This is a genomic window from Frankia sp. KB5 (assembly GCF_002099325.1).
GTDB classification, from domain to species: domain Bacteria; phylum Actinomycetota; class Actinomycetes; order Frankiales; family Frankiaceae; genus Frankia; species Frankia casuarinae.
Map to the genome: position 1 here is coordinate 25,222 of NZ_MRUJ01000024.1, position 23,752 is coordinate 48,973.

Annotated in this window: 15 protein-coding genes; 6 read left to right on the forward strand and 9 right to left on the reverse strand. The window is 70.3% G+C overall.

Annotated features, from left to right (window positions below):
* Window positions 1-95: 95 nt before the first annotated feature.
* The 5 genes from KBI5_RS03000 to KBI5_RS03020 all read left to right on the forward strand — a co-directional run bounded on the left by KBI5_RS03000 (window position 96) and on the right by KBI5_RS03020 (window position 8,209).
* Window positions 96-1,124 carry an SDR family oxidoreductase gene (locus tag KBI5_RS03000; protein WP_011438315.1) on the forward strand — a complete coding sequence of 343 codons (1,029 nt, stop codon included), beginning with the start codon at window positions 96-98 and terminating at the stop codon, window positions 1,122-1,124.
* A complete protein-coding gene (locus KBI5_RS03005) occupies window positions 1,121-1,750 on the forward strand; it encodes a dTDP-4-dehydrorhamnose 3,5-epimerase family protein (RefSeq protein WP_011438314.1) in 630 nt (209 codons plus the stop codon). Before KBI5_RS03000 ends, KBI5_RS03005 begins: the two co-directional genes overlap by 4 nt.
* A gap of 865 nt (window positions 1,751-2,615) precedes the next feature.
* Window positions 2,616-3,869 carry a class I SAM-dependent methyltransferase gene (locus tag KBI5_RS03010; protein WP_085014250.1) on the forward strand — a complete coding sequence of 418 codons (1,254 nt, stop codon included), beginning with the start codon at window positions 2,616-2,618 and terminating at the stop codon, window positions 3,867-3,869.
* A gap of 102 nt (window positions 3,870-3,971) precedes the next feature.
* On the forward strand, window positions 3,972-6,398 hold the full coding sequence (locus KBI5_RS03015; protein WP_085014254.1) for a hypothetical protein: 2,427 nt from the start codon (window positions 3,972-3,974) through the stop codon (window positions 6,396-6,398).
* 236 nt (window positions 6,399-6,634) lie between these two features.
* On the forward strand, window positions 6,635-8,209 hold the full coding sequence (locus tag KBI5_RS03020) for a Wzz/FepE/Etk N-terminal domain-containing protein (protein WP_011438310.1): 1,575 nt from the start codon (window positions 6,635-6,637) through the stop codon (window positions 8,207-8,209).
* Between the two features lie 328 nt (window positions 8,210-8,537).
* Here the strand turns inward: KBI5_RS03020 and KBI5_RS03025 are convergent, their stop codons facing one another.
* From KBI5_RS03025 to KBI5_RS03050, 6 genes are all read right to left on the reverse strand, one after another.
* Entirely contained in the window at window positions 8,538-9,896 is a 1,359-nt protein-coding gene (locus KBI5_RS03025) for a hypothetical protein (RefSeq protein WP_241882624.1), read from the reverse strand.
* Window positions 9,897-10,463: 567 nt separating this feature from the next.
* The gene (locus KBI5_RS03030; protein WP_011438308.1) at window positions 10,464-11,249 is read right to left on the reverse strand and encodes an SDR family NAD(P)-dependent oxidoreductase; all 786 of its coding nucleotides are present in this window, start codon (window positions 11,247-11,249) and stop codon (window positions 10,464-10,466) included.
* A complete protein-coding gene (locus KBI5_RS03035; protein ID WP_023840069.1) occupies window positions 11,246-12,169 on the reverse strand; it encodes a hypothetical protein in 924 nt (307 codons plus the stop codon). The genes KBI5_RS03030 and KBI5_RS03035 overlap by 4 nt, the downstream gene beginning before the upstream one ends.
* Complete coding sequence (locus tag KBI5_RS03040; RefSeq protein ID WP_011438306.1) at window positions 12,132-12,914, reverse strand: IspD/TarI family cytidylyltransferase; 783 nt, start codon at window positions 12,912-12,914, stop codon at window positions 12,132-12,134. Before KBI5_RS03040 ends, KBI5_RS03035 begins: the two co-directional genes overlap by 38 nt.
* Window positions 12,911-14,359: a DUF4910 domain-containing protein gene (locus tag KBI5_RS03045; RefSeq protein WP_116289830.1), complete on the reverse strand. Its 1,449-nt coding sequence runs from the start codon at window positions 14,357-14,359 to the stop codon at window positions 12,911-12,913. The genes KBI5_RS03040 and KBI5_RS03045 overlap by 4 nt, the downstream gene beginning before the upstream one ends.
* A 20-nt stretch (window positions 14,360-14,379) precedes the next feature.
* Window positions 14,380-15,234, reverse strand: a complete 855-nt coding sequence (locus tag KBI5_RS03050) for a sugar phosphate nucleotidyltransferase (RefSeq protein ID WP_085014257.1) — start codon at window positions 15,232-15,234, stop codon at window positions 14,380-14,382.
* A gap of 809 nt (window positions 15,235-16,043) precedes the next feature.
* Here KBI5_RS03050 and KBI5_RS03055 point away from each other — a divergent pair.
* Window positions 16,044-17,627, forward strand: coding sequence for a glycosyl hydrolase (locus KBI5_RS03055; RefSeq protein WP_023840071.1), 1,584 nt, complete (start codon window positions 16,044-16,046; stop codon window positions 17,625-17,627).
* A 295-nt stretch (window positions 17,628-17,922) separates the two neighbouring features.
* Here KBI5_RS03055 and mazG read toward each other — a convergent pair whose 3' ends face one another.
* From mazG to mfd, 3 genes are read right to left on the reverse strand one after another with little or no spacing between them, the layout of a single operon-like run.
* On the reverse strand, window positions 17,923-19,107 hold the full coding sequence (gene mazG / locus KBI5_RS03060; protein WP_085014251.1) for a nucleoside triphosphate pyrophosphohydrolase: 1,185 nt from the start codon (window positions 19,105-19,107) through the stop codon (window positions 17,923-17,925).
* Between the two features lie 12 nt (window positions 19,108-19,119).
* Window positions 19,120-19,878: a SurA N-terminal domain-containing protein gene (locus KBI5_RS03065; protein ID WP_023840073.1), complete on the reverse strand. Its 759-nt coding sequence runs from the start codon at window positions 19,876-19,878 to the stop codon at window positions 19,120-19,122.
* Between the two features lie 56 nt (window positions 19,879-19,934).
* Complete coding sequence (gene mfd / locus KBI5_RS03070; protein ID WP_085014252.1) at window positions 19,935-23,573, reverse strand: transcription-repair coupling factor; 3,639 nt, start codon at window positions 23,571-23,573, stop codon at window positions 19,935-19,937.
* Window positions 23,574-23,752: the final 179 nt, after the last annotated feature.

A 23,752-nucleotide genomic window follows, 5' to 3' on the forward strand; every position in this document is an offset into this window, starting at 1 on the left:
GGCTCGTGGGATCGACTCGGTACGGTTTGAGGCCGGAACACTGGTGTCCGATTGGACCCGACCTGTGCCGTTGCCGAGATGGGGAGGACTCGCGGATGAAGGTGCTCGTGACGGGCACGGAGGGGTATCTGGGGTGCCTGCTCGCGCCCGAGCTGCTGCGTGATGGCCATGAGGTCATCGGCGTGGACACCGGCTACTACAAGTACGGCTGGCTGTACCGCGGCGTCGACCGGACCCCGTTGACCCTTGACAAGGACCTTCGCCATCTCACGGTCGAGGACTTCGCGGGGGTCGACGCCGTCGTGCACATGGCGGAGCTGTCCAACGACCCGCTCGGCGCRCTCGCCCCGGACGTGACGTACAAGGTGAACCACGTCGGCTCGGTCCGGCTGGCGAAGCTGGCCAAGCAGGCCGGCGTCGAACGGTTCGTCTACATGTCCTCCTGCAGCGTCTACGGCGTCGCGACYGGTGTGGACGTCACCGAGGCCTCGCCGGTGAACCCGCAGACCCCCTACGCCGAGTGCAAGGTCTACGTGGAGCGTGACGTCGCCCCGCTGGCGGACGACACCTTCTCGCCGACCTTCCTGCGCAACGCCACCGCCTACGGTGCCTCCCCGCGGCAGCGTTTCGACATCGTGCTCAACAACCTGGCCGGGGTGGCCTGGACTACCGGCGAGATCGCGATGACCTCGGATGGCACCCCGTGGCGCCCGCTGGTCCACGGGCTCGATATCGCGAAGGCGATCCGCCTGGTGCTGACCGCACCGCGCGACATCGTGCACAACCAGATCTTCAACGTCGGCGACAGCGAGCAGAATTACCAGGTGAAGGAGATCGCGGACGCGGTCGCCACGGTGTTCACCGGCTGCACGCTGAGCTTCGGTGACAACGGCGGTGACAATCGCAGCTACCGGGTGTCGTTCGACAAGATCGCCTCCACCCTGCCCGGCTTCTCCTGTGACTGGAACGCGCTCAGGGGCGCCCAGCAGCTGCACGACGTCTTCACCCGTATCCAGCTCGACAACGAGACGTTCACCGGCCGCGGGCACACCCGGCTCAAGCAGCTTCAGTACCTGATCCGCACCGGCCAGCTCGACGCCGACCTGTTCTGGGCCCACTCGTGATCATTACGCCGACGCCGATCGCCGGGGTGATGATCGTCGATGTCGAGCCGTTCCCCGATGCCCGCGGCATGTTCGCGCGCACGTTCTGTGCCGACGAGTTCGCCGCCGCGGGGCTCACGGTCGACGTCGCCCAGTGCAGCGTGGCCTACAACGCCTCCGCGGGCACCGTCCGCGGGATGCACTGGGCGGGGGAGCCGGTGCGGGAGACCAAGCTGGTGCGCTGCACCCGCGGCGCCCTGCTCGACGTCGTCGTCGATCCCCGCCCGGACTCGCCGACCTATCTGCGGCACGTGGCGGTGGAGCTCTCGGCCGACAACCATCGGGCGCTGTTCATCGACGCGGGCCTGGCGCACGGGTACCAGACGCTCGTCGACTCCACCGAGGCGACCTATCAGATGAACGTCCCGTTCACGCCGGGACACGACCGTGGGCTGCGCTTCGACGACCCGCGACTGGGCATCGTCTGGCCGCTGCCCGTCTCGGTGATCTCCGACAAGGACCGTGCGTGGCCGCTGCTGGCCGGCGATGGCCCGGCCGGACCATCCGGCGACGCCGCGCCACCCGGCCCTCCCGGCATCCAACGTGATGTAGCTCACGCATCCGGCGGGGTCGGCGCGACGGCCTGAATCCGTCGTCCCCGGTTCGGTCGACCGCCGGGCCTCCGCTCCACCAGTGAAAATCAATGCTGGCAGGGAAAAGTGGGCGGGTGTGGGGTGTTGCCCACGAACGGGGGCGGGTGCTGGAGGGCATCCCACGTCTTGCCAGCTGGACAACCAGGCGCGGACGTGAGGGTTGGATTACCGGGGTTTCCCCCGACCGGCTGAACGAGGCCGTCGGTCGACAGTCGGTCGACCGACGGCCGACAATGCCTGCAACGCCGCGGATACCCGCCGGGCGGGACGGCTGGCGGGGCCGGCTCGGCGGCGTCGGGGGGTGGTGCCACGGCTTCCTCTCGGCGACTGTGGGTCACGTGGGGGGTGGTGCCCACCGGCTAGCATGACCCGGCGTGCGCAGAACCCATGACCGCCGATCTTCGCCGGAAAATCATCGGGCTGCCGTCAGCGGTGCCGGCGGTGGCATCTCGCCGACGGAAACGAGCGCTCGTCCGGCGGTCGCCGCTGCGGCGGTGGGTGGCGGGTGTCCGGCCGATGACCGGTGCCCGCATGCCCGGTGCCCGCGCTCTCCTTCCTGCCTTCGCCGGCGATCGCCCGGCGGCGTGGCGGGCCCGTCCCGGCTTCACGAAGATCATGTCGTTCGCGGGACCGTCACATCCTTCTGGTCGGATGTGCGGTCATCATGTCGTTCGGCCTCTCGTTCGGCCTCTCGTTCGGCCTCGCGGCCGACTGGCACAGCCATTCCCGTCCACCAGATCGTGAAGATCGATGTCGACACCTCACCTAGGGGAACGCATGTCATCCGCAACCCCGGCCCAGCGCGGTAGTGACACCGCCGAGGCCGACGCGACCCAGAAGCAGGCGACCCAGAAGCAGGATGCTCCCCGGCGGCATCGCCACGGCGGTAATCGCCTGCCGGTCCTGCGGCGGACCGGCCCCGCGCCTGTTCCTCTCCCTGGGGTCCACCCCCATCGCCAACCGCCTGGTGCGCGCCGACGCCCTCGACGCGACCGATCCGTCGTTCCCGCTTGAGGTCGGCTTCTGCGAGGCCTGCGCACTCGTCCAGCTCACCCACGAGCTGCCGGCGTCCGAGATCTTCGACGAGGACTATCCCTACTTCTCCTCGTTCTCCGACATGCTCGTCCGCCACGCGGAGAAGCACGTGATCGACCTGATCGCGAGCCGCAACCTCGGGCCGGACAGCCTGGTGGTCGAGGTCGCCAGCAACGACGGCTACCTGCTGAAGGCGTTCGTCGAGCGGGGCATCCCGGTCCTCGGGATCGAGCCGACCCCGGGCCCGGCCGCGGCCGCCCGGGAGGCGGGCGTGCCGACCCGCGAGGAGTTCTTCGGCGCGGAGCTCGCCCGTCAGCTCGTCGCGGAGGGTCGCAAGGCCGATGTGATCATAGCGAACAACGTGATGGCCCACGTCCCGGACCTCAACAGCTTCGTCGAGGGCTTCTCGATCCTGCTCGCCGACGGCGGCCTCGTCGACGTCGAGAACCCCGGGGTCGGCGCGTTGCTGGCCCACACCGAGTTCGACACGGTCTACCACGAGCACTTCTGCTACTTCTCCACGATCGCGGTCGACGCCCTGATGCGCCGGCACGGCCTCGCGCTCGTCGGCGTCCAGGAGTTCCCCGAGCTGCACGGCGGCACCCTGCGGTGGAGCATGCAGCACACCGCCACCGCGGACCCGGCCGAGTCGGTGGCGGCGGTGCTCGACGCCGAGCGGGCCSCCGGGCTCGACACGTTCGACCGGTACGCCAGCTTCGGCGACGACGTCCGCGCCGTGCAGGACGAGCTGGTGGCGTTGCTGCGCTCGCTGCGCGCCGACGGTAGGACCATCGCCGCCTACGGCGCGGCGGCTAAGGGAGCGACCCTGCTGAACTCCAGCGGCATCGGTACCGACCTGCTCGATTTCGTCGTCGACCGCAACATCCACAAGCAGGGCCGGTACCTGCCCGGCGCCCGGTTGCCGATCCTCGATCCTGCCGTCCTGCTGGAGCGGCAGCCCGACTACCTGCTGCTGCTGGCGTGGAACGTGAAGAAGGAGATCATCGCCCAGCAGGCCGAGTACGCCGCGCGCGGTGGCTCCTTCATCGTGCCGGTTCCCCGGCCCGTAGTGCTGTAGGCAACCCATCGTGGTCTCAGGCCGTCGTTATTTCCGTCCGCGGTTGTGCGGACCCTGCTCGCTGGGCCGGCTGAGCCGGTCGGGCTGGTCGAGAGAGCGGGTATGACGGACATCGACGTGGACCTGAGAGCCACGGGTGGGGAGGACGACTCCCCACCCGAGGGTTCCCCTGACGAGACCCGGTACGTGCCACGATCCCAGCGTCCCGCGCGGGCGACCGGGCAGCGTCCCGGAGAGCGGACCGAACGTCTCGGCGAAGGGTTCGAACGCCGTGGCGGCCGCCGACCCGGCGAGGTTTTCGAGGTGTCCACGGGGCCGATCCGCCCGCAGCCCGCTCCGGCGCCGGCGCCGCGGCCGGAATCCGGGGCGGGCGAGCAGACCATCAAGGTCTCTGGACTGCCGTTGATCCGCCGCCCGCCCCCGGGTACCGTGCGGACCGGCCCGGTGCGGCCCCACGGCGATCCGTCGGAGCAACGGCCCACCGCTTCCCCGGGCGAGATCTCCGTGAGCCGGGTGCCAACGGCCGGGAAGGCGGGAGACGGGAAGGCGGGAGAACCGTCGGGCGAGGCCGGGGGAAGACCGCCAGTCGACCCGGTCCGCCCCGCGGGGCCGGTGTCCGGGCGGTCCGGGCCCGCGATCCAGCCGCCCGACGTCGTCACCGCCACGATGGACCTGAGCGCGCTGCAACGCCGGCTGCGGGCGGAGAAGACCGAGCTCCTCCGGCGGGTCGAGGGGCAGACTCCCCGGCATCGCCGCTCGGACCGGCGGGCGCGTCGAACCGACGAGACCGATCCGGAGAGCACACAGATCTTTCCGCGGCCGCCCCCCGCCGGGCGTGGCGGCCGATTTCCCGGGGCGGGCACCGCGCGGTCCCGCGGTCGACGAAGGCCCGCCGCGACGGGCGGCGGCGAGCGGGCCGCCGCGGCCGCGTCCTTCGGGCCGGGGCCCGGTAACGGGGCCGACGGCCTGGTGGACGATCTGACCGGCGACGAGGGTCCGGGCCGCGAGGGTCCGGGCCGCGAGGGTCCGGGCCGCGAGGGTTCCGGCGGCCGTGGCGGAGCCAGGTCGAAGGCGATCTGGACGCTGGCGGAYCAGGCCGTCTCCAGTGCGACGAACGCCGCGGTCTCGTTCCTGATCGCCCATCAGGTCAGCGACGTCGAGTACGGCGCGTTCGGTATTGCGTACACGTTGTTCTCCATCGTCATCGGCCTGGTCCGCGCCGGAAGCTGCATGCCGCTGAGCATGTTCTACTCGGGTGCCACTCGGAGCGACTTCCGGGCGGCGGCCACCGCCACCACCGGCTCGTCGTTCGTCTTCGGTGTGGCCGTGGGAATCGCGTTCGTCGGTCCGGGTCTGCTCCTCGGCGGCCCGGTCGGGTCGTCRTTGTCGGCGATGGGCCTCGTGCTGCCCGGCCTGCTGCTGCAGGATGCGTGGCGCTATGTCTTCTTCGCGATGGGGAAGCCCTTCGGCGCCTTCGTCAACGACACCGTCTGGGCGGTCGTCCAGATTTTCGGGATCTTCCTGCTCATCCACCGCGGTGTGACCRCATCCCCGCCGCTGCTGCTCGCCTGGGGGGCCTCGGCTCTCGTCGCGGCCCTGYTGGGGATAGCCCAGGCCGGCTTCTGGCCGTCGCCCGGCGAGACCCTTCGATGGCTCCGCAGGAACAAGTCGAACTCCGCCTATCTGGCGGCGGAGTTCATCACCGTCCAGGGCGCGATGCAGACCTCGCTGCTGGTGATCGGAGCGGTGGGTTCGCTGGCGACGGTGGGCGCCCTGCAAGGTGCGCGCACGCTGCTCGGCCCGACCACGGTGGTCGGGGTGGGGGTCGTGAGCTTCGCGTTGCCGGAGTTCTCCAAGCGGACCTCCATGACCCGCCACGCCCGGGAGCGCGCCGCCTACGCTCTCTCGGCCCTCGTCCTCGCCATCGGCACGGCGTGGAGCCTGATCTTCTACCTCCTTCCGGAACGTTACGGCCAGGCGTTGTTGGGCGACTCGTGGGACGGCGTCAGGAACATCCTGGGGCTGTCGATTCTGCACTATCTGGCCGCGTCGGTCCCGGTCGGACCGGCCTGCATGGTCTACGCACTCGGAAAAGCCAAGATCACATTTCGGGTCAATGCGGTCTTTGCGCCGATGTTGTTTGGTTTTCCTATCATTGGGTTGCTTGTCGGGGAGGCGCGGGGTGYGGTCGTCGGCTATAACATTGCTTTCTGGTCCATTGCGCCGGTGTGGTTTGTGCTGCTCCGTCGACTCGCTCGGGAGCACGACGCGGAGCAGGCCGCGCTGCGGGCGGCGCGGGGCGGCTCCGGGCCTGACCCCGCCCCGGCGGGGCCGGGAGGACGAGAGCTGCCGCGCCCGCGCCGGGCCGGGATGAGCGACGCACGTCGGTCGAGACGGTCGAACGCTGGCGAATCTGACCATCGAATGGATCCCGTGGATGATGTCGAGGGTATGGATGTCGCTCCGGAGCACGGCCCTCGCCGGCCTGGTCGCGGAACCGGATCGCGGCGTGGTGGGCGGGGCACCTGAGCATCCGCGCGGCGTCAGTCATAGCTATAGACCGTTTACTATCCGCTATCGGCTATGCTCACAAATCGGTTCCGTCAGATCTAGACCGTGGTCCGGCAAACGGGCCGGATGCTCCTGTGGGGGGCCACATTGAGTTCGCTTCATGTCCCGCTGGAGGAGTCGTTGCGTCGTCTCGCCGGCACTCCGATCCGGGTACGGGCCCGGTCCGCTCGTTCCGAGTCCGTGGCGGGTGCGTCATGAGTCGCAACGTGCAGGCGGGCAACGAGACCAGCCGGGCTCCCTCCGCCCCGTCCCTGCTTCGTATCCTCCAGCCACGGCTGCTGGTTGTCGCCATCGTCGTGGTCGTCTTCGCGGCTCTGGCGGCCGCCTACTCCAAGACGCAGACGGCGACCTATCGGTCGAGTGCCCGGGTCTTCCTCTCGACGGACTCGGGTACGCTCGGCGCCAACTCGGTCGACGCGACCCGCTTCGTGCAGACCCAGGCGCAGTTCGCCCAGTCCTCGGCGGCCGTCGCGGAGATCGCGAAGGAACTCAAGCTGCCCGAGCTGGACGTCGCCGCCCGGCTCAGTACCTCGCCGTCCGACGAGGGCTACTTCTTCGTCATCAAGGGGACGGGCCCGAGCCAGCAGGCGGCGGACGCGCTGGTCAAGTCGGCCGAGGATGCCTACAGCAAGCTTTTGACGACCTATGGCCCCAACAGCCAGGCGAATATCAGCGCCATGATCAAACTTCGTGACGGGCTGGTGGCGGAGCAGGCCGCTGCGGGCCAGGGAGCCGGTATTGCCGGGAGCGTCGACAACACCGTCCGCAACACGCAGATCGCGAACCTCAACACGCAGATCGCCACCGCCCGTACCGCCTCCGCGCTGGCGAGCGCGTCGATCAAACTGGCCGAGCCACCCGTCGCCGAAGGCCAGAGCGGGCCGAACCTGTTCCGTAACACGCTGGTCGCTGCGATCGTCGGGTTGCTCGGTTCGATCGCGGCGATTTGGATCATGTATCAGCGCCGGCCCACCATCCTCGACCCGCACAACCCATCCGACACCCTGGGCGTGCCGCTGATCGCCGTCCTGGAGCCGGGACGGACCACCGCCAGCGCGGCCGAGACCCTGGTCTCGGCGATGTCCGCGGTGATGTCCCCGACGAGCAAGGTGATCGCGTTCACCCCGGCGTCGCGAGGGGACCTGACCGCCGATCTCGTCGCCTCCGTGGCCGCCGCATGGTCCGATGATCAGGGCGTCGTCCTGATCCTGGACACCTCGCCGTCGTCCGAGGTGCGGGGAGTTCTTGAGGGACTGCCCCGGGCGACCTCCGGGGAGCTGCCTCGCTGGGCGCACGAGCCGACCTGCCTGGCACGCTCGTCCGGCACCGGACGGGGGCACATCCTCTACAACCGCGTGTCGCCGGCCCGGGCCGCCCGGCCCGGTGGCCTCGCCCCGATCCTCGCCGACCGGGCGCCGGTCGTCGACCTCGTCATCCTCGTCACCTCGGCGCTGGCCGAGCTGCCGATGACCGCGGCCTCCGCCATCCAGGCCGACGCCGTCGTGGTCATCACCTCCACCGAAACCAGCCTCAAGGAGCTTGAGCAGGTGCCGCGGGACTGGCCGGCGCTCGCCGAGCGAGTCGTGGGCGTCGTGCACGACGGCCGGACCGGCATCCGCCGGGCCGTCGCGGCGGCCCCGGAGCGTCGTTCGTCGGTCGACACCATCACCTCCAATTCCCCGGTGGGGGACTCGGCCGCGGTGAGCAAGCGGGGCGGCGGCGTGGACTCGGAGGCCACCGACCGCTACGCCCGCCCCGGCAAGCGTTAGAGAGCCCGTAGCCGCGAGGGTCCGGGACCCCGAGGTTCCCTGGATTCCAGGCGTCGCAACGCCGGTATGACGAGCCGGGCGGTCAGCGTAATCTGACCGCCCGGCTCCTTCGTTGTACCGGCTTCTTGTCGCGGCTTCTTGTCGTATCTCCGGTCCCTGGGTCTGGTCCCGGCGCCCGGTCCCAGTTCCGGCCATCGCGATGGCCCTACCTGCCAAGATGAGGCGAGAGGCGAGAGGCGAGACGAGCACGGGCAGGGATGGCGGTATGGGCGGATGGCGCCATCCGTGCGCTGTGGTGCGTGCGGTCGCGCGCCTGCTGCGCGCTGGGTCAGATCGAGGCGAAGGACCGGCCCGGTGCGGGAGCCGGTGGGATCCGCGGTGACGGCGCTCCCGGATCCCTCTGGAGCCTGACGGTCTCCTCGGGGGTAACCGTGAACCAGGTGACGAGCAGGAGGCCGAGCCCGGTGACAACCGGGGCCAGCAGGCCTCCGGACAGCACGCTATAGAAGATCAACACCGACCCGGAGAGCACGAACGACTGCGAGCCGCGTACGAACATCGCCACCACCAGACCGATGAACGCGGTGGTCCCGACGACGCCGTACTCGAGGATCAGCTTGGGCAGGAGGGCGTAGTTCAGCGGCAGTCCGGTGCGGTAGAAGAACGCGGCCGCGTCCCGGTCGGYGAACCCGGGCCCCGAGCCGAACGCCACCGTCATCGGGTCGCTGCCGAGCGCGTCCCAGGTCCGCTGGTACGGCTGGACGAAGCGCAGGCTGCCGCTGGACGTCGATGAGGATGTCTCCGTAGCACGCGCGGCGAAGATGCTCGATGCCGGGGTGAAGCTGATGATCAGCGCCACGAGGCTCACTCCGAGCAGGGCGGTGAGCGCGAATCGGGCGCCCTTGTGAACGGCCAGCAGGACGCCTGCGCAGGCCAGCAGGAGCAGACCTGTGCCGGAAACGGTGCTCAGGATGGCCAGCACAAACATGATCATGCGCCACCAGCCGCCGTTGCGCAGTGTGCAGACCACGATACCGAAGCCGAGGAACTGTGAGCAGAATGACGCCTCGAGGCAGATGAAGGCGTTCGACTTGTACAACGACGAGCCGTACTGCACGGGGTAGGACGTGTTGAACCCATGCATCAGGAACTGCGACGGCACGATGTCCTTGACGACGTCGGTGTACGGAACGCCGACGAGCTGAATGGCGAACTGGAACAGCGCGAGACCGGCGAGTACCGTGATCATGATCAGAAAACGGTCCAGCAGCCGGGGCAGGAGAGCGCGGGCGTCCGCGCCGCGCAGGCCGAGGACGAACGGCACGTACGTCRCCAGCAGCAGCAGCAATGAGGTGAAGGACGTGTCGTCCTTCTCGCGGAGGAAGCAGACGAGTGCCGAGGCCGAACATGCCGTCATCGCGACGAGGTAGGTGGTCACCCGGCTGGAGTTGTACGTCAGACCTCCGCGGCGCAGCATCAAGGCCGCGCAGACATAGGTGATCGGCAGGATTACCTGGACCTGTGAACCGCCCACCGGGAAAGCGATCCGTTGCAGGAAGATCTCGCAGAAGAGCAGGATCGTCAGCATCCGGAAGGTGGCGTCGTTGACCGACTTCCCGCTGCCGGCCTCCTGGGTCGGGATCACCCACGACCGTGGAATCCTGGTCGTGAGCGTGGTGGTGACCACTGGTTCCCGTCCCCCCCGTTCCTGGTCAGTGGGCTCCCGGGCGCCGCGTCCGGCGACGGGGGTCCGGCGATGGAAGCCCATCCGCGCGTCGGCAGGTCGGCTAGCTGGCGCTACGGGYGGACGGCGTGGGCGATTCAGTCTATCCGGGGCCCTCGTGCCGTCTCGCAAGGTGGTCTCCGTGCCGTTTCCGGAGCGCATGGTTGCGTCTCCGTCACGCCTTGCAGCCAGCTGCTGGGGGGCTCTTCGAACCCGGCACGGGCGATGAATAATAGCGGTCGTCAGGCTTGACCGCCATCGGTTCGTATCCGTGCAGATCTGGATTCCGGCGGGGCGGGGCGGACACATGCCCTCGGCCACCCGGGACCCGGACGCTACACCGCTGACCTGCTCCGCCGCGGCCGCGGAGGCCGGTTCGTCCTGGTCCTGGATCTTGCTTCCGGATCTTGGTTCCGGTCCCGGGGTTCCGGTCCCGAGTCCGGGACCGCGCCGTCGGCGGACTTCTGGGCCTCGGGGCCCGTGGGCTCTGGCGCGCCCACGGGCCCCGAGTCGTTGCGCAGCGTGAGTGCGTCAGTAGCTCTTCTTCGCCGGCCGCAGGTGCAGCTCGGTGATCTCCGCGGTGGGTGGGAGCCGGATCAGATAATTGACGAGATCGGCCACGTCGGCCGCTTGGACGAGCAGCTCGGGTGCGTACTCACGGCCTTCCCGGGCGTAGATCGCCTCCTGCCTTGGGGTCGCCGTACGGCCGAGATGGATGGTGGTCACCCGGATGCCGTCGGCGTTGATCTCCTGGCGCAGGCTGTCGGCGAACCCCCGCATGGCGTGCTGGGTGGCGGCGAACACGCTGGTGCCCGCGCCGGCCCGGATGCCCTGGGTGGAGTTGACGATGACGATGTCGGCGCCGCGGTCGGCCCCGGCGACCCGCAGCGCCGGCAGCAGCCGCTGGGTGAGCGCGTATGGTGCTCGGACGTTCGCGAGGTACTGGGCGTCGAGATCGGCCAGCGACACGGCGTCCACCCGGGCGCTTCCGTAGGCGCCGGCGCTGTGCACCAGATGATCGACGCGGCTGTAGCGGTCCGTGACCTCGGCGGTGAACGCGACGACGGCCGCGTCATCGGTCAGGTCGAGGCGCACCGGCGTCAGGGTGCCCGGACCGCTCGCCTCCTTGCCGAGGGCGTCGAGCCGGGTCTGGTCGCGCCCGAGCGCGAGGACGGTGGCTCCGCCCGAGGCCAGCCGCAGCGCGGTGGCCCGGCCGATGCCGCTCGACGCACCGGTCACCACGGCGACCCGCCCGGCGAGCGGAACCTCGTCCGCCGCCGGGTCGCCCGCGCCGGATCCGTTCGGGGCCGCCGTCATGCGTTCTGGTGGGAGAACACCAGCATCGCGTCCTCCCGCGGCGGCGCGGTGTCGTAGGTCAGGCAGATGTCCTCGGGAATCCGGCTCAGGTCGGTGCCACGCAGGTAGTCCCGCATGGTCGTGCCGGTGCACTCCGCGTCGACGTTCGGCGCTCCGACGTGGTTGACCACGTCGTCGAAGTGGACGGTGCGGAAGTCCATGCTGAACCGGGTGCGGCCGGAGTTGTTCGGCACCGAGGAGTGCAGCTGGGCCGCCGAGAAGATCATTATGCCGCCGGAGGGGGCGACCACCCGGGTCTGCGGAAAGATCTCCACCTCCTCCTCGGGCTTGGGCTGCTTGCGGGTGTCGGACTTGATGTGCTTCGCGGCGTCGGCCCGGTTCTTCGCGTTCCACTCGTAGTAGTCGTAGTCGCGGGAACCGTTCTTCACGCCCTGGGAGAAGTAGCGCGGGTGGAAGGCCATGGCGTTCTCCGGCACGATGTCGAAGATCGGCATCCACCAGTTGAGCTGGCAGAACGGTGCCGAGTACCAGGTGTCGCGGTGCGGGTGGAAGGCATAGGCGATGCCCGAGGTGAGGTAGTCGTCCGACGTCGAGGTCCGCAGCCGGGGCACGTCGAAGTAGGTCTTCGACAGGTCGCAGCCGTGCTCGGCGAGAATCGCCGGCAGCAGTTCCTTGCAGGTGGGGTGGTGGATGAACCGTGGCTTCAGCTCGGCGAGCAGGGCCGCGTAGTCCTCGACCGGCATGTGGTACTGCGCCGTCTCGGGGTCGAGATCGCCGAAGGCCTCGCGGATCAGGGTGCGGCTGAACTCGACGAACTCCCGCGTCGCGGGCCTGGGCGCGTAGACGAACAGCTCGCCGGCGTAGAGCCTCGCCCGCCGCTCGTCATCGGACAGCGTGGATTCGACCAGTACCGAACTCATTAGGTTCCCCCTCGGAACGAACATGGGTGAGAAGCAGCCGGGCCATGGCGAGTTCGTCCGGCGTGGTGACATGGATGTTCGCCGGCTCGCCGGGGACGACCACGACCAGGCCGCCGGCCGCGGCAACCATCGCCGAGTCCTCGACGGCCTCGCGGGCCTCCGCGTGCACGGAGCGCAGCAGGTCCGCCCGGAAGGCGTGCGGGGTCTGCACGAGCCGGTGAGTCTCCCGCGGCAGCGAGGCCCCGGTGACCAACCGGGGGGTGTCGTCGGGGGGGCTGCCGAGCACCGTCGAGCGGATCTCCTTGACGACCTCGGTGAGCGGGAGCCCGGGTACGGCCGCGTCGGCGCCGGCGCGGACCTCGTCGATGACCCGCTGGTACAGGGCGGGAGTCGCGAGTGGATGGGCGGCGTCGGTGACCACGATGACCCCGGCGTCCGCGGGCACGGCAGCCAGCCCCGCCCGGACGGACTCGGCCCGGGTGGCGCCGCCAGCGACCATCCGCACTCCGTCCGGCGGTGACCAGTGGCCGATCAGGGCGGCGGGGACGACCACGACGATGCCGTCACTGGCGGGCCGCGCCGCCGCGACCGGATGGGCGAGCAGGGGCTCACCCCCGAGGTCGAAGAACTGTTTCGGCCCGCCGAAACGCGTGCCGCCGCCGCCGGCCAGCACGATCGTCCAGACCGGGCCGCTGTTCCCGGTGCTCCCCGCACCGTTGGCGACGGCGACAGCGGTGTCGGTCACCGCCGGGCTCCCGCGGGCGCGGCGCTGGTGACGTCGCTGCTGGTGACGTCGCTGAGTAGATCGACGCCCGCCAGGGCATCGGCCGCCGCCGCGACGGTGTCGAACGGCAGGTCCGCGCGGTCGGCGATGTCGAGCAGGCTGCGCGTGCCGTCGGCCAGGTTCAGCACCCACAGCAGGCCCATCTCGATCGCCTGGCGGTTCATGGTGGCCCCGATGGCGCGGTACAGGCCCCGCCGGCCGAGCTGCGGCTCCCCGTACGGGGTGGTGTTGCGCCAGATGCGGTCGCGCTCGCAGATGTCGATCGTCCGCAGCAGGATCGCGAACGAGTCGGCCAGTGACTGCGGGGTCACGAAGTCGAGGTCGTCCGCGGACGTGTGGTACTGCGGATAGTCGCCGTGCTGGCCGCGCCCGAACCGGCCGACGGGCAGGTCGAAGCCAGGGGAGCAGAACTGCCGTTCGTCGTAGCCGTAGGGGGAGAAGTCGACGACCCGGTGYGGCCGCCCGGTCTCGGCGAGCGCCGCCGCCGCGGCCCGGTCGACGGCGGCGTTACCCCGCCGGCTGCGCTTGTAGGTCGGGTCCGACYGGTCGCYCAGGCCGGTCAGCACCAGCCCGTRCCGAATGCGCCCGACGGTGTCGCGGTTGCGCGCGAGCCAGGTGATCGATCCGATCGTGCCGGGGATGAACAGCAGCCGGAAGGTGTGCCGGCGGGGCAGCCCGGCCAGGGTGCGGGCCAGCAGGGTGGCCGTGGCGATGCCCGAGCAGTTGTCGTTCGCCATCGCCGGGTGGCAGGTGTGGGTCGTGATGAGGAACTCGTCGTCCGTGGTCCCGGGCAGCACGATCTCGCCGTAGGTCAGCGACCCCGCGGTGAGGGTGGTGTCGATCTCCACGTCGTACTCGCCGTCGGGCAGCGCGGCGAGCTGCCGGTCGGTCAGGCAGAAGCCCCAGTTCTCGGTGTAGTAGGAGGTCCGGTAGGGCACCCAGTCCGGGCGGTCCGGCATCGAGAACAGGTGCGGGCGCAGCTCGTCGAGGGACAGCCGGGCGCGGACCGGTGTGCTGTACCCCAGCAGGTGCAGCGGGTTGTCAGCGGCGTCGACGACGGTCTTGCCGTCCGGGCCGGTCAACCGGGCCGAGGCGACGTTCCATTCCCGGGGCACGGTCCAGTCCAGGACCGGTGTCCCGCTGGGGACCTCGTGCACCGTGAGCGCGGGCTCCGGGCCGAGCGCCCGCGCGACGGTGGCGAGCGTCGTGCGGACACCGTCCCCGGTGATGCTGCGCATGGGGGGCAGCAGGGTGGCGACCAGGTCGTGCAGCCACGTACCCGGGTCGGCGCCTGCCGTCGCCGCGTACTCGCCGGCGTCGGCGGGCTCGGAACCGTTCGGGGGGGAAGCGTTCAGGGGGGAAGCGTTCGGCTCGGGACCGCCGGAGCCGCGGGAGGAATCGCTCATCGCTGGACCCGTCCGGAACCTCAGCCGGCCCAGACACGCCAGGGCGCGGCACCGGAATCCCAGAGCTGGTTCAGCTCGGTCCAGTCGCGGAACGTGTCCATACCCATCCAGAACCCGTCGTGAGTGTGCAGGGTCAGCTCGCTGTCCCGGGCCAGCTGCTGCAGCGGGTGACGCTCCAGCAGCAGCGCCGGGTCGTCGTCGAGGTACTTGTCGATGAACTCGCGCTCGAAGACGAAGTATCCCCCGCTCMCCCAGCCGGTCTGCGGCGGCTTCTCGGCGAAGAGGGTGACGGCGTTGCCGTCCGTGGTCAGCTCGCCGTAGCGACTCGACGGCCGGACGCCGGTGACCGTCCCGATCCGCCCCGACGCCAGGTGGTCGGCGAGCACCGCGCCGACATCGACGGCACCCACGCCGTCGCCGTAGGTCAGCATGAACCGCGGGCCGGTCAGGTACTGGGCGACCCGGCGCAGCCGGGCTCCGGTTCCGGTGAGTAGGCCCGTCTCGGCGAAGGTCACCTCCCACGCCTCGTCRCCCACGGTGTTGTGGAACTGGGGGGTGTGGTCGTCGGAGAGCGTGAGGGTGAAGTCGGCGACCTGCGCACGGTAGGCGAGGAAGTAGTTCTTGATCAGATCGCTCTTGTAGCCGAGGCAGAGCACGAACTTACGGAAGCCATAGTGCTCGTAGGTCTTCATGATGTGCCACAGCACCGGCTTGCCGCCGATGTCCACCAGCGGCTTGGGTAGTTTCTCGCTGGCTTCCCGCAGCCGGGTTCCCATCCCGCCGCACAGGATCACGACGGGGATGTCCGCCACGTCGGGAATCTCGCTGGTCTGGGCGATCTCGATGCTCAAGGCTGTTGCGTCTCCCGTGCTCATGCCCCGGTCCGGACGCACTCGGGGCGGATGGGCGTCAATGGCCTGGTCGTTGCGGGACCGCGACGCGCTCCGGGTGATCCGGGGCARCCGTCCCGCGGGCCGGCTGGTCGTGACCGGTGGGGGCARCCACCGGGCGGTCCGGCTGCGCGGGCGGCGCGTTCCCACGCGGGTGAGGACGTCGCTGCTCGCCCGCGAACGTGCGTGCGGGCGTGACCCGTGGCAACGGTACCGTATGGTCCTTTGCCGGCTGGCGGTGTCCCTACGAACCCGCGTATGCGGCATAGACCCCACAGCCCCGCGGGCCTCCCACGCGTCTGACTTCCCTGACTTCCCTGGCTCCGGGACCGGATGACGGTTTCGGTGGGTCGGGTGCGCGTGTCGAACAATTCTCTCGGAGCGGGAGGGTTGGTCTACGGATGGCTGATCGTTGCACTGCGTGATAAGCCGAGGCCGCCGAAGGTGCACTTCGTCGGTGGTTGTTACTGTTTAGCGATCACTCTCGGATTACCGAACGAGCCTCGGCTCAGGTGTCGACGGTGATGGCGGACCTCGTTGCGAGCCACCGGATCGGGGAGAGTGTCGCGCTTGGCCGCACTTTTGCACTACATGAGTAAAAATGACTTTATAGATAGAAATGTACGACTGGGGTGATGCGGGTGCGCGGGCGCTCCTGGTCGGATGACCCTCCGGCCGCTGGTCGCTGGCCGGTGGCCGGATCGCCATCCTCGGACCAGGACGGCACGGTGCATCACTCCGAGACGGACCCGCCCCGTTCGGCCGATCGGCGGCCCGCCGGTGGGAGCGCCGGCATGCCGACCCCGTCCCGGGGCGAGTGGCCGGACGCCCGGCTGCTCCCGCTGCGCCGTCGCCGAAGCGACACGACGCCGCGGATCCTCCGTTCCCCTAGCGAGGGTTCCCCCACCGAGCTGGTCCACATCCGCCGCGACGGCGCTCCTCGCGACGCGGATGGCGGCCCGGTCACAGCCCCCGGCGGGGACCGGCCGGACCCGGTGCGGGCACGTCCGGACGGCGCCACCACGACCGTGTTCCATTGGCACGGGCGGCAGGCCCCGGCCGGGAAGAGGCTGGACACGCCGGACACGAACGTTCTGGCCCGGGACGTTCTGGCCCGGGACGTGCCGGTCTGGGACGGGCCGGTGCCGGACGCGCGTGTTCGGGCGGACGGCGGCGGTGAACCTGGCCCGGGTCGTCTGTCTCGCGTCGCCGGTTGGATCGCTGCGCGCCCGGGGGGCCGAGCCGGCCGAATCCCGCGTCTCCCGCTTGTCGCGGTCTCGATCGCGGTCGTGACCGCCCTGACCGCCTGGGTTCTGGTGTCCTCCGGAGGACACCCCACGGACACGGTGGCCGGCGGCCCGACGTCCGCCCCGCAGTCGCAGCCCCCGCCGCAGTCGCCACCCGCGCGGTCGCCGAGCTCCGGCCCCTCGCCCGCACCGGGGGTCCAGCCGCCGGTCACCGTGCCCCGGGTGCAGCGGGCCGCCACGACCGGTGAGTTTCCCACGGGGGTCGCCGCGCACACGTTGGCGCAGGCGAACCGCTGGGCGGAATTCCGTGGCCGGCCCAACGACGTCGTCGTCATGTACACCGAGCGGTCCAGCTGGCGGGCGATCGTCGAGCCCTGGATCGGTCGCGGCGCCTCGACCTTCGCCGGGTTCTCCGGCACATGGGTCATCAGCCAGCCGCTCTTTCCGGACGAGGGGCCGGAGAAGGGCAACCTCGCCGACTGCGCGGCCGGCCGCTACGACGCCGAGTGGCGGCAGTTCGGCCGCTGGCTGGTGAGCATGGAGCGGGGCGACTCGTTCGTCCGGCTGGGCTGGGAGTTCAACGGGCTGTGGTTCGCGTGGGCGGCCACGGACCCGCAGCAGTGGGTGCAGTGCTTCCGTAACGCCTCATCGGCGATCAAGGCTACCAGTCCGCGGGTCCGCATCGACTGGAACCTCAACGCCCACGGCTCGACCACGTCGGTCGGCGCCTTCGATCTCTACCCGGGTGACCAGTACGTCGACGTCATCGGGGTCGACAGCTACGACCAGTACCCGCCGAGCCCGACCTACGCTGACTTCGACAACCAGTGCAACGAGACCGGCGGTCTCTGTCAGGTGATCATCTTTGCGCGGATCCATCACAAGCTGTTCTCGGTGCCGGAGTGGGGCGTGGTCAGCCAGCAGGGCACCAAGGCGGGTCGGGTCGGGGCCGCGGGTGGGGACAACCCCGTCTATATAGAGAAGATGCACGAGACGTTTGTGCGTAACGCGGACATTCTCGCCTACGAGGCGTACTTCCCCGATGCCGTGCCGAACAACGTCCGTTCCTCGTTGGTCGACCCCACCATCAATCCCGCGGCGGCGGCGATGTACCAGCGGCTCTGGGGCTGATCCCTGGGGGCTGATCCCTGCCGGGGCTGGCTCGTCCCTGTTCGCCTGGTGGCCCGGGCTGCGGGGGTGTCGCAGGACACGGTCTTGCGTGGGGCGGACAGCAGTCCTCAGCACGATGGGCACGGGGGTGAAGACGGGCATCTTAGACCCCGCGTCGTCCGCCGCGTCCGCCGCGCCCGCCACAACCAGTACCCGGTCAAGAAGCCCGGCCAGCGCGGCACCCGCCACGACGCCCCGCCCACGATCAGGCTCGCCAACCCGGTACTCCCTGGCATCGGGCGCCGGTGATCGGTGCTTACCCGGGTAGCTGCCGCCAGATTGCGCGCCAGCGGGTGTCGGACAGGGAAGCCGGATCGGCGCCCTCGGCACGGACTGTGCCCTCGACGGCGGCCAGCCGGTCCCGGAAGCGACGGGCGGTCGCCCGAAGGGCCCGCTCCGGATCGACGGAGGCCGTCCGGGCGAGCGCGACGGCGGCAAAGAGCAGATCACCGATCAGGTCGTCCCCCGCCGTGCCCGACCGGGCCAGTACGGCGGCCGTGGCGGCGATCTCGGTGACCCGATCGCCCGCGTCGGTCACACCCCACGCGGCCGTCCCGGTCAGCGCGAGATCCGCCGGGACGCCGATGCCGGCCGCCCGCTTCAGCAGCTTGGCCGCGAGGGACAACGCCGGTTGGGAGAGTGGGACACCCTCGGTCACCGAGACGCGCCCCTTCTCGACCGCCTTGATCGCGTCCCAGTTGGCGACGACGTTCGCCGGACCGTCCACGACCACGTCACCGAACACGTGCGGATGACGGCGGATCAACTTGGCCACCAGACCGGCCGCGATGTCATCGACGTCCCAGCCGTCGTCGGCGCGCTCGGCGGCGATCCGAGCGTGGAAGAGCACCTGCATCAGCACGTCGCCGAGTTCCTCGCGCAGCTCGGTGAGATCGCCGTCCTCGATCGCCTGATACGCCTCGTACGTCTCCTCGACCAGGTACGGTGCGAGCGAGGTGTGCGTCTGCTCGGCGTCCCRGGGGCAGCCGCCCGGCGACCGCAGGCGGTCCATGACCGCGACGGCGTCCAACAGGCTCGAGCCRGGCAGCTCCCTGGTGGCCACGAGGCTCGTCACTTCGACCCCGGTCACCCCGTCGACGCCGGCATCGTTGCGTTCCCCGGATCCACTCGCCTCGTCGAGGAGGCAGTCGAGGATGTTCGGCGCAAGCGGATCGGGTAGCCAGGCGACCTCGGCCGCCGCGGGATCAGGCAGGGYGGCCCGGATGAGGGTCACCGCGCCGGCCAGACCGCCGGGATCGCCGGGATCGCCGGGATCGACGATCAGGACGGTCGCACCGGCCGCCCGCAGCGCGGCGAGCTGAGGATGCGTGGGGCTCGCGGTCAGGACGGGYACCGTGCGCACGACATCCCACGCCCGGGCCGTGAGAATTCCCGGTGCCACCCGGGGGCTGGTGACGACCACGGTGATCCGCATCAACATGTCGCCGTCCGCTCAGGATCGGGTGGTCAGGTCCAGGATCGGCGTGGGCGCGGGCTTGCTGGCGATCGAGCCCTCAGCGGCGACCACGGCGAACTGCTTCGTGTCCCAGGTACCAAATCGTGGGTTTATCGAGATGGGATCCCGGGACTCGGCCTGCGCGAGTAGCGGACGCACCTTCGTCGCCCGTTTGTCCGCCACCAGGAACCGAGCCAGGTAGGGCTTGGCCTGCCGGTAGCTGAGAGGGATCTTCCCGATCTGATCGACGATGCTGTCGTACTGGGCGCGGGTGTCCGCGTCGGAGGCGAGGACACCCGGGCTGATCTTGTCCCCGAGCGCCGACTCGAACGCTCCCGAGCGGACGATCGTCGCCACGTCCTGCTGGGCGAAGCCTGCCGCGGCGGCTCGCTGCTCGAACGCCTTCACGCTGCCGAACTGCAGGATCGCGTACGCCTGGTAGTAGGACGCGATGTCCTGGCCGGTCAGCGAGATCCCCAGCCGCTTCGCCTCACCGGAGATCAATTCGAGCTGCACGAGCGTGGTCAGGGTTCGTCGCTGGAGTTCACCCCGGTTGAGACTCTGCGACGCCGACTGCGAGGTCTGCGGGATCGGTACCGTCTGCGCGGCCTTGAGCCCACGGTCGACGATGCCGCGCAGCTGGGAGGTCCCGATGGTCTGCGAACCGACCTGGGCGGCGGCCCCGGCATGGGTCGTGCACCCGGTACCGACGAGCATGAGGAGCCCGACACCGGCGAGGAGACGGGAAAGCTTCACGAGCCGAGACGGTATCCGCTCAGCGTGGCGTACGGTACGGCGCCCTACGCCAGGAGTCAGATCGAGGCCGCCGCGGCGGCGACCGAGTCGCCCGCGACCGCATGCAGGAGCTGGCCGACCCAGACGAGCAGGGCCCGGTCCCGCAATGGCCGGGAACCGATGCGCCCCGTCTCGGTCGGCGCGGGAACGAGTACGGTCCGCACCGCCGGTTTGACCACGGYGCCCCGGTAGAGCCGGGTCAGCCGGAGTGTCTGACTCTCCCGCAGCTCCAGCGGAGCGAACCGGATCTGGCGACCGGCGGTGATGATCTCCGTGACGCCGAAGCGCCGGGCAAGCACCCGCAGGCCCGCGACGGCCAGCAGGTTCTCGACCGGTTCGGGCACCGGACCGAACCGGTCCACGAGCTCGCCACGCACCTCGTCGATGTCGGCGTCCGTGGCGGCGCCGGCCAGCCGCCGGTAGGCATCCAGCCGCAGCCGCTCGCTCGGCACGTAGTCATGCGGCAGGCTCGCGTCGACCGGCAGCTCGACCTTGACCTCCGGGGGCTCCTCGACCCCCTCCCTGCGGTACTCGGCCACCGCTTCGCCGACCATCCGCACGTACATGTCGAACCCGACCGAGGCGATGTGCCCGGACTGCTCGCCGCCGAGCAGGTTGCCCGCTCCCCGGATCTCCAGGTCCTTCATGGCCACGGCCATTCCGGCACCAAGGTCGTTGTGCTGGGCGATCGTGGCGAGCCGGTCGTGGGCGGTCTCGGTCAGCGGCTTGTCCGGCGGGTAGAGGAAGTAGGCGTACGCCCGGTCCCGGCCCCGCCCGACCCGGCCGCGCAGCTGGTGCAGCTGGGACAGGCCGAACACGTCGGCCCGCTCGACGATGAGGGTGTTGGCGTTGGAGATGTCCAGGCCCGACTCCACGATCGTCGTGCAGACCAGCACGTCGAACTTCTTCTCCCAGAAGGAGACCATGACCTGCTCAAGCGCGTCCTCGTGCAGCTGGCCGTGGGCGGTGGCGATCCGCGCCTCGGGAACCAGATCGCGCAGCCGGGCGGCGGCCCGGTCGATCGTCTCCACCCGGTTGTGGATGAAGAAGACCTGCCCCTCGCGCAGCAGCTCCCGGCGGATCGCCGCGGCCACCTGACGGGCGTCGTAGGCGGCGACCGAGGTCAGCACCGGGTGCCGCTCCTCGGGCGGAGTGTCGATGGTCGACAGCTCCCGGATGCCGGTGATCGACATCTCCAGCGTGCGGGGGATCGGTGTGGCGCTCATCGTGAGCACGTCCACCGCCGTGCGCATCTTCTTGAGCTGCTCCTTGTGCTCGACACCGAAGCGCTGCTCCTCGTCGACGATCACCAGGCCGAGATCCTTGAAGCGGTTCTCCCCGGACAGCAGCCGGTGGGTGCCGATGACCACGTCGACACTGCCGGTAGCGAGCCCCTCCTGCACCGCCTTGTGTTCGGCGGGCGAGTTGAACCGGCTCATCGCCTTCACCACCACCGGGAATGCGGCGTAACGCTCGGAGAAGGTCTGGAAGTGCTGCTGGACCAGCAGCGTCGTGGGCACCAGCACCGCGACCTGCTTGCCGTCCTGCACCGCCTTGAACGCGGCCCGCACCGCGATCTCGGTCTTGCCGTAGCCGACGTCGCCGCAGATTACCCGGTCCATCGGGACCGGCTTCTCCATGTCGGCCTTGACCTCGTCGATGGCGGCGAGCTGATCGGGTGTCTCTCGGAACGGGAAGGCGTCCTCCAGCTCACGCTGCCAGGGACTGTCGGGAGCGAAGGCATGCCCGGGAGCAGCCATCCGGGCGCTGTAGAGCCGGATCAGCTCACCGGCGATCTCCTTGACGGCCCTGCGGGCCCGACTCTTGCGCTTGGCCCAGTCGGCGCCGCCGATGCGGTCCAGGCTCGGCGCGTCACCCCCGACATACCGGGTGATCTGTTCAAGCTGGTCGGTCGGCACATACAGTCGGTCGCCCCGGGCGTACTCCAGCAGAAGGTACTCCCGCTTGGCGCCCGCGACGGTCCTGGTGACCATCTCGACGTAGCGGCCGACGCCGTGCGCGTCGTGGACCACCATGTCCCCGGGGAGCAGGGCGAGCGGATCGATGCCCTTGCGCCGCCGGCTCGGCATGCGCCGCATGTCCTTCGTGCTCACCCCGCGGGCACCCGCGATGTCGCTTTCAGTAAGAACGGCGAGGCGCAAAGTATCGCTGGTGAAGCCGGTGGCGAGCCGACCGCAGGTGACTATGGCGACGCCCGGAGTGAGCGTGGCCTCCTCGGCGAGGCCGGCGCCCAGGTCGGCGTCGCGCAGCATCTCCACCAGGCGCTGCGCCGGACCGTGCCCCTCGGTGACCAGCAGCACTCGCCAGGACTCGGCGAGCCAGCCCTTGACGTCGGCGATGACCGCCGCGGTGTCCCCGTGGTAGATCGGCGCGGGCCGGAGGCTGGCGACCACCGTGTTGTCGCCGTAGTTGTCGCCGTAGTTGTCGCCGTAGTTGTCGCCGTACTCGGTCCCGTCGTAGGCGGCGCCCGTCAGCCCGGTGCCCGCCGGTTCCCGGTCGCTGCCTGCCGGGGTCGACATGAAGGGAGTGACCGACCACCACGGCAGGCCGAGATCCTCCGCACGCTCGCGGACCTCGATGATCGATCGGTAGGCGGCCGCGCCGAGATCGATCGGCGCGCCGCCACCCAGCGCCGCGACGCTCCACGACGCGTCGAGGAACTCCTGGCTCGTGCGCACCAGTTCGCTCGCCCGCGAACGGACCCGTTCGGGATCGCAGACCAGCACGTGGGTGCCGGCCGGCAGATCGTCCAGGAGTAGTGACATGGCGTCGACGAGTACCGGGGCGAGCGCCTCCATCCCCTCCACGGGGATGCCGTCGGCGATCTTGTCGAGCAGGTCCAGCAGCTCCGGGTGGCGCGTCGCGAGGTCCGCGGCCCGCGCCCGCACCTGCGCGGTCAGTAGCAGTTCGCTGCACGGCGGCGCGAACAGGACACGGCCACCACCGGTCGCGCCATCATCCTCCGGTAGCGCCCGCTGGTCCGCCACGGAGAACCGGCGGATGTCCTCGACTTCATCGCCGAAGAACTCGACCCGCAGCGGATGTTCCTCGGTGGGCGGGAAGACGTCGAGGATGCCGCCGCGCACGGCGATCTCGCCGCGCCGCTCGACCAGGTCCACCCGGTGATAAGCGATGTCCACCAGCCGCGTCACCACGCCGTCGAGGTCGGCCGTATCGCCCTCGGCGAGGGTGACCGGTGCGAGCTCGCCGAGCCCGGCCACCTGGGGTTGCAACACCGCACGGATCGACGCGACCACGATCCGCAGTGGCGGCCGACCGGTGCTCGCCGGATGCGCGAGCCGGCGCAGCACGGCGAGGCGCTGCCCGACCGTGTCAGCCCGGGGGGACAGCCGCTCGTGGGGCAGGGTCTCCCAGCTCGGGAAGACCGTGACCACATCGGGACCGAGCAGGCTGCCGAGCGCCGACGCCAGATCCTCGGCCTCCCGGCCGGTAGCCACGACAGCGAGGACCGGCCGGTCGGCCCCGACCGCCAGGGCCGCGGCGGCGAAGGGCCGCAACGCCGCGGGACCAGCGAGGTCGAGGACCGGTTCACCGACCGCGCCGATCGCCTGGCCCAGGGCAGGGTCCCCGCCGGGACGGGCGATCAGCGCGTCGAGCAACGGCGCGAGGGTCATGGGGTGCGTCCCTGTGCCTCTCGGTTGGTTGGGATCCGATGGTTGGGATCCGACGACGTGACACGGCGAGGCCGATCCGGCCCYGATCTACCGTCCGGCCCGGCCCCGCTCCACACGACGCTTCCGCCCGGCGATGCCCCGGTCCGCAGGCGCCGGCAGCGGGTCAACCTCGATACCCA